Origin of the sequence: Bacillus sp. NH11B, assembly GCF_001884205.1 — a bacterium.
Classification (GTDB): domain Bacteria; phylum Bacillota; class Bacilli; order Bacillales; family Bacillaceae_G; genus Bacillus_A; species Bacillus_A proteolyticus.
In genome coordinates, this window is record NZ_MAOG01000068.1 from 46,762 (window position 1) to 53,110 (window position 6,349).

7 protein-coding genes are annotated in these 6,349 nt (G+C 37.9%); 3 read left to right on the forward strand and 4 right to left on the reverse strand.

Translation table 11 applies throughout. The features are described 5' to 3' along the window. Positions 1-6 precede the first annotated feature (6 nt). Positions 7-903, reverse strand: a complete 897-nt coding sequence (gene lipA / locus BAU27_RS11275) for a lipoyl synthase (RefSeq protein ID WP_000166375.1) — start codon at positions 901-903, stop codon at positions 7-9. A gap of 189 nt (positions 904-1,092) precedes the next feature. On the opposite strand from lipA, the gene BAU27_RS11280 reads away from it, so the two are divergent. Further along, entirely contained in the window at positions 1,093-2,076 is a 984-nt protein-coding gene (locus tag BAU27_RS11280; protein ID WP_071748192.1) for a M23 family metallopeptidase, read from the forward strand. Positions 2,077-2,112: 36 nt separating this feature from the next. Here the strand turns inward: BAU27_RS11280 and yunB are convergent, their stop codons facing one another. The 3 genes from yunB to BAU27_RS11295 form a co-directional block, all read right to left on the reverse strand. Then, a complete protein-coding gene (gene yunB, locus BAU27_RS11285; protein ID WP_071748191.1) occupies positions 2,113-2,844 on the reverse strand; it encodes a sporulation protein YunB in 732 nt (243 codons plus the stop codon). A 55-nt stretch (positions 2,845-2,899) separates the two neighbouring features. Continuing rightward, positions 2,900-3,202 carry a YunC family protein gene (locus BAU27_RS11290; RefSeq protein WP_002112658.1) on the reverse strand — a complete coding sequence of 101 codons (303 nt, stop codon included), beginning with the start codon at positions 3,200-3,202 and terminating at the stop codon, positions 2,900-2,902. A gap of 65 nt (positions 3,203-3,267) precedes the next feature. After that, positions 3,268-4,683: a bifunctional metallophosphatase/5'-nucleotidase gene (locus BAU27_RS11295; protein ID WP_368087153.1), complete on the reverse strand. Its 1,416-nt coding sequence runs from the start codon at positions 4,681-4,683 to the stop codon at positions 3,268-3,270. A gap of 446 nt (positions 4,684-5,129) precedes the next feature. On the opposite strand from BAU27_RS11295, the gene BAU27_RS11300 reads away from it, so the two are divergent. Continuing rightward, positions 5,130-5,459: a PadR family transcriptional regulator gene (locus BAU27_RS11300; protein WP_071770921.1), complete on the forward strand. Its 330-nt coding sequence runs from the start codon at positions 5,130-5,132 to the stop codon at positions 5,457-5,459. After that, positions 5,459-6,205 (forward strand): VanZ family protein, encoded by a 747-nt coding sequence (locus BAU27_RS11305; protein ID WP_071770922.1) that lies wholly within the window; start codon positions 5,459-5,461, stop codon positions 6,203-6,205. The genes BAU27_RS11300 and BAU27_RS11305 overlap by 1 nt, the downstream gene beginning before the upstream one ends. Positions 6,206-6,349: the final 144 nt, after the last annotated feature.

The following is a 6,349-nucleotide window of genomic DNA, read 5'->3' on the forward strand; positions in this document are numbered from 1 at the left end:
TTTTCATTATTTCGCTTCTGCTGTTTTTTCTTTTGCAGAACGTACTTGCTCGTCCGCATGGTAAGAAGAACGCACAAGTGGGCCAGCCTCACAGTGGCTAAATCCTTTGCTAAGTGCAATTTCTTTTAGCTCTGCAAATTCTGCTGGTGGGTAATATTTAAGAACTGGTAAATGCTTCTTAGATGGTTGTAGGTATTGTCCAAGAGTTAAAATATCCACATTGTTTGCACGTAAGTCATCCATTGCTTCAATTAAATCTTCTCTTGTTTCACCTAAGCCCACCATAATGCTCGATTTAGTTGGAATATCAGGTTGCATTTCTTTTGCTCGACGTAAAAACTCTAATGAACGGTCATATTTTGCTCTAGCGCGAACTCGGTTAGATAATCGACGTACTGTTTCAATGTTATGGTTCAAAATATCTGGTTTTGCATCCATTAACATTTTTAAGTTTTCTTCTACCCCACCCATATCAGATGGTAATACTTCGATTGACGTAAATGGATTTTTGCGACGAACAGCGCGTACTGTTTCAGCAAAAACAGCTGCTCCGCCGTCCTTTAAATCATCACGCGCAACCGCTGTTATAACAACGTGCTTTAAGCCCATTTGTACTACTGAATCTGCTACGCGTTCTGGCTCTTGTAAATCAAGCTCAGTTGGCAAGCCTGTTTTAACCGCACAAAAACGACAGGCACGTGTACAAACCGCACCTAAAATCATAAATGTTGCTGTTTTCCTTACAGCCCAGCATTCATGAATATTCGGACATTTCGCTTCTTCACAAACGGTATGAAGATTCTTAGAACGCATCATTTTCTTTAAGCCTGTATAGTTTTCATTCGTGTTTAACTTAATTTTCAACCATTCGGGCTTGCGCTTATACTCTGTTTGTTTTGTCATGGTTATCAACTCCGCACAATATGAAATAGTTTACCGTGTTCGCTTCTTTCAATGTAACATATCTATTCTAACGTATGAAAGCGATTTGCTCAAATGAAGATTCTAAGATTTTTTCCAATCGTTCCCTATAATGAAATACTCCGTATATCCCACACTAAAAAGAGTGATGTTGTGAAAGGAGTCTATTTCATGCTTCGAAAAATTTCTCTTTTGCTTTCGATTTGCTTTCTTCTCCACCAAAACATCGCTTACGGTGAAGATAATCAGCAAAGCATATATGAAAAGCGCATGGCACTATATAAAGAAACTGAGCAATCTTCAGGCATTCCGTGGTATTACTTAGCTGCAATGGATCAATACGAAAGAAACATACGGAGCGTAAGAAAGGATATTCCGAAAAAACCAGATGCCATCATTTCCCTTTATTTCAAACCTGAAATATGGGCTGGACCTGTTAATAGTAACGATACTCTCCCCCATACGATTTCTCTATTTGGCGGAATGGGTTTAGATGGTGACAAAGATGGATTTGCAAATGCAAATAACGACCGTGATCTTCTGCATACCGCAGCAACTATTTTAAAGAAACAAGGAACGTCAGAAGACCATATTAACATTATGCTTTGGGAATATTATAGACGTGCAAAAACAGTTGAATTAATTACAGAATACGCCCGAATTTATAAGCATTATGGACGTATTAATTTAGAAGGAAATGCTTTCCCTCTCCCAATCCGCAGTGACAATAGCTACCGTAGTACTTTTGGAGCTGGAAGAAGTTTTGGCGGGAGACGTATTCATGAAGGAACCGACATTTTTGCTGGATATGGCGTACCCGTAAGATCAACTTGCTATGGCGTCATTGAAACAAAAGGCTGGAATCGTCTTGGCGGATGGCGCATTGGTATTCGTGACCTTCATAATAATTATCACTATTACGCTCATTTAGGCGGGTTCTCTAAAGAAATACAGCTCGGACAAATTGTTGAGCCAGGAAAAGTAATCGGATTTGTCGGTAGTACCGGTTACGGTCCTCCTGGCACAGCTGGAAAATTCCCGCCCCACTTACATTTCGGCATGTATAAAGACAATGGCTACACAGAATGGGCTTTCGATCCATACATGCATTTAAGTCTTTGGGAGCGAAAAGAACGAGCGAATACAAAACGATAACCGTAGCAAATCGCTACGGTTATTTTTTATTTATGGCTAACTATCCGTTTTCTTTTTATCTGGTACAACAACGCCCCCGCTTCCGTAATAAGTAGGCACTTCACCTTGAACAATGCGCGTCGCAATCGGAATGTTTTGCTTCACCGTAATTTCCTTCGTGCGTAACGGAATCATAACTTGTAACGTCACTTCCACTTCCATAATAATTTTAATCGCTGTATTATTAATTCCTTGCGGCTCAACTAGCTGTTTAATATCCGTGTTCACATGACCAATTGGTGTAAAATTAATCGGAATATCTGGTCCTATATTACCAAGAAGCGCATTATCGGTTATGCGTCCAAAAGGAACTGACATAGATACCCCATTCTCTTCAAAAATACCAAGTGCTTTCGTATCCCCTTTTTCTACTTGTTGTAAATATTTCTCTATGTATGCAGTCGTCGATGTTAATATTTCATTTACTTGTTTTGTATTTAAATCAATTGTAGATACTTTCCCGTTCCTATCCGTTTGTACTTTCATTAATGAATCTACATCAAACCCTTCATTAATTCGGTCTTTTACCGCTTTCGTCATAACTGCTGTCGCCATTTTATGCGTCTCTGTTTCCCCATACTTAATTAACGTTGGTTGAAGACTTTTATTTACAATCCATAGTCCTTGAACTACCATTACGATAAAAATGATAAACGAAATAAGCAGTATATACCGAAAGGAAATCGGTCCCCTTCGAAACCGCGAATTTTTCGAACGAAATATGCTCATAAGAAAACCCTCCTTCTTATATTATTTCTATGCAAGAAAGAGGGACGATATATGCTTATCTCATTTTTAATAGTGCATCTTTTCCGATTGTGCCTACCGGAATGCCTAAAGCTTCGGCTTCAATTGTTACTGATTCCAGAGGTGCTTCAAGAAGTTGTTCAATCGTTCTTACACCAACCGCACGGCCAGCAATAATTCCTCGATCACCTAACTTCTCATTTAGAAGACCTACATCTAAAGCACCGCACATAATATATCCTTTATCGCTCATTACAGCTAGCAAATTTGTCTTCGGAAGTTTTACGCTAACAGCAATGAACGTATAGTTATCAATTATAATTGGCTCTACATTAACCATAGTTCACACTCCTCTCTTTCTTATCTGTATGACAAGAGAAAAATGAGTGTTACAAGTTAACTAGCCTATAGTTTGATGGAAGATGTATAAGTTATCAACATGTCTGTTAGTACATCTCTAAGTAGTTCTGGCATATAATATTGTTTGTTAGAAAGTGTGGATAGCTCTGGGTATAAGTATCCAAATGTAAACATATCAATCGTTCCTACCGTATATATCCGGTCTAATTCCAGCGATTCGCCGTTAATCAATACATCTTCCAGTAAAATCTTATTCCCTGGAATCGTATCTGGAATCACTTCTAAACCATCGTAAATCATTTTCCCCATTACTTTTCCACGAAATCCGAATCCTTTCACCTCAAGATTCTCCATATTTGGGCGGCGTGCTTTCAAAATCACTTCTCTTAATATCTTTCCCGGCACTTTCAACGCACACGGATTAATTGGGTGTGGACAAATTCTGTGAATATCTCCGCGCGTCACAACACCTTCATTTAATCCCTCAAGTAGTACACCAGCGTTCACCATTCCAATATCTGCATTACACCACTCTTTAAGCGCACTTGCCAACATATGAGAAAACGTCGTCTCCTTAAACCAATCAACCGGCAATGAGTCTTTTAAATGAACAACAGGCTCAGCCATTATCTGTTTACTTTCTTCCTTTAGCATTTCAATTGTGGATAACGGCTCGCTATAAGCACCTAACCGCTCTGTCTTAATCGCTCTACCGTGCTTTTTCAACAGTCTCTTCGTCTCTTTATCCACAGTAAGCTGCACATGCCCAACGTAACGGCCCCACTTTTCACAACAACAAAGTAAAGTATTATTCATAAGAACACCGCGCTCAAATAAATGATGCGTATGTGCCCCTAAAATAACATCTATATCATAATGCTCCGCCATATACTCATCCATACTTTTTCCAAGATGAGAAAGCACAACAGTAATATGAGCTGTATCCTTAACTTCTTCTAAAATCGACTCTAAATGGATGATTGGATCTTCAATATGCCAATCTAACATATGATAAAACTCTGGATAAGCTACCGTTAATCCAATAAAGGCAATCGTAATCCCATCTGTCGTTGTATGTAATTTATAAGGCTTCGCCCACGCCGGACGTACACCCTCTTGTTCAAATAAATTCGCTACAAGCACCTCAAAACCAGCATCATCATATAGACGATTCAAATGCTCTTTCGCCAATGTAATTCCTTCATTATTTCCGATCGTTACATAATCATATAACGCCTCATTTAATAATTTTGTATTCCCAAGTCCATTTGTCGCCTCCGAAATACTATGAAAACGATCCACATGATCGCCAATATCCACAGTTAAAACAGTCTCTCCTGCTTCCTGTCTTCGCTTTTTCTCCCCTTGTACAAACCGAGAAATTTGCGGCCAATTTTCAAAATGACTATGTATATCGTTTGTATGATAAAGGTGGATGATTGTTTCTTTATTTATATTCAGAGAAAAAACCTCCTCTCAGTTCCTTACTGCCATTTACGCTACACGTACGCAATAATCCTGTAAATACTTTTCGTCTTTTCTTGCTATTTTACATTGTACTCGCATTATAAGAAAAAGCCAAAGATTGCCCTTTTTATATGAGAAACTTTATTTTTTCTAGTCTGTGGATTCTTTGCTGGGTTTGTCAGTATCTTAGCCTCAATTACTTCTTGTTGATCGCCTTATATATAAGTGCTTCTCTCCCATTTGAATGTTGAGGGGTATATTCCCCTCTCCGCGATGTCGTAATTTGTTGATAAGTCGATATTCCTTGTCGAAACGTCGATATATTTGAAAAATCGCCGATATATTTTAATCAATACTAGATGGGGTATCATCCTACACACATACCTTGTAACACGACATATGTCGTGTTACAATCTCACCATAAGGTGGTGAACCATAAAATGGATAAAGAGGTATTAAAAGGAAGTATTGATATTTTACTTCTCTCCATCATTACACAGCACGATACGTACGGATATGAAATTATTCAAAGGCTAAAAGAAAACAGCAATGATCTATACACAATGAGCCAAGGTACACTCTATCCAGCACTCAAACGTTTGGAACAAAAGGATTTAATAAATTCCTACTGGGGTGAATCTGAAACTGGTATGAAACGAAAATTTTATCGCATTACTACGAACGGAAAGAAAATTTTAGAAGAAAAACTAACAGCGTGGGATTCAGTTACAGCTCTTATTAAAACTTGCCAGAAAGGAGCTTTAAATTAATGACGATTGAAGAATACATAAAGAGTATTGTTCAAAAAACAAACCTATCGCAATCTGAGAGAGACGAACTATACTTCGAAATTTATGATCATCTTACAAGCTTAAAGCAAGAATTTCTCGATCAAGGAAAATCTGAAGAAGAAGCTACTACATTAGCTATTCAAAGTTTTGGAGAGGCCTCTACTTTAGGAACTGAAATTGAAAAAGCGATGCAATCTTCCACGCAAAAATATGCACAGTGGATTGGCTGGGGATTATTTTTACCGTATTCTTTTGTTTTATTATTTAAACTGTTGCTCGGGAGGCCAGCCGTTTACTTTGATAGTCTGAAGTACTTCTTTGAAACAGGCGACTGGCACTTTATACACGGCGGATTAATAAACTTAGTTCCGCTCAAAAGTACAATCCGCTATTTAAATGGATTCGATCTAACACATCTACTAGATCCTTATAATATAGACATCGTACTTATGAATACATTTGGAAACGTCATCATATTCATCCCATTCGGATTCCTTCTACCTTTATTATTTAAACAAATAAACAATGTAAAAATGGCATCCAAAATTTTTATTAAGTTTATTTTATTAATCGAATCGTTACAACTTCTTACTTTTAGTGGTATTTTCGATATTGATGACATCATATTGAATATGCTAGGTGCTTTAATTGGGTATGGTTCTTTTATTGGGATGAGGTATATTTGGGAACGTGTTAAGTCTGTGGATAAGGTCGATATGATTTAGATCTTGGGTATATGGCCCTCTCTTCACGTACTAATTTGTTGATAGGTCAATATATTTAGCTGAACACCACTTGGGTATCCCCGTCCCAGACACACAACATAAAAAAGCGCCCTGCACAGCAGGGCGCTTTCACTTTTATCTATT

Bases quoted from the DNA above. Each gene is read 5' to 3' on its own strand.
- lipA (WP_000166375.1), bottom strand. From the start codon at position 903: ATGACAAAACAAACAGAGTATAAGCGCAAGCCCGAATGGTTGAAAATT.
- BAU27_RS11280 (WP_071748192.1), top strand. From the start codon at position 1,093: ATGCTTCGAAAAATTTCTCTTTTGCTTTCGATTTGCTTTCTTCTCCAC.
- yunB (WP_071748191.1), bottom strand. From the start codon at position 2,844: ATGAGCATATTTCGTTCGAAAAATTCGCGGTTTCGAAGGGGACCGATT.
- BAU27_RS11290 (WP_002112658.1), bottom strand. From the start codon at position 3,202: ATGGTTAATGTAGAGCCAATTATAATTGATAACTATACGTTCATTGCT.
- BAU27_RS11300 (WP_071770921.1), top strand. From the start codon at position 5,130: ATGGATAAAGAGGTATTAAAAGGAAGTATTGATATTTTACTTCTCTCC.
- BAU27_RS11305 (WP_071770922.1), top strand. From the start codon at position 5,459: ATGACGATTGAAGAATACATAAAGAGTATTGTTCAAAAAACAAACCTA.